Source organism: Shewanella sp. 1180_01 (assembly GCF_052850535.1).
The window spans coordinates 1-234 of record NZ_VXCT01000227.1 but is presented as its reverse complement, the minus strand read 5'-3'; the positions used below and the strand labels follow the sequence as shown (position 1 = coordinate 234).

Below are 234 nucleotides of genomic sequence, written 5' to 3'. Positions count from 1 at the left end.
CAGCGCGAACGCTTAATGCGCATCATCACCGGCAAACGTTTTTGGACTCTGTTTGAAATCCAGCAAGAGAGCTTTAACCGCTTTGGGGTTCACGACAGCGAGACAGCCTTAAGTGCGCGGTTTCGGGATATGCCGATGAACCAGCGGGTTAAGCGCATTCGCTCGGGTACCCATCACACCTTTGAATATCGGTTGGAGGGCTAGATGGCGCAGGTGATGACAGCAACAGGCGTA

1 protein-coding gene is annotated in these 234 nt (G+C 53.4%); it reads left to right on the top strand.

Annotated elements, in window-relative coordinates:
- Positions 1–204: hypothetical protein (locus FW758_RS24975; protein ID WP_446446867.1), on the top strand; the 204-nt coding region annotated here is incomplete at its 5' end.
- Between the last annotated feature and the right edge of the window lie 30 nt (positions 205–234).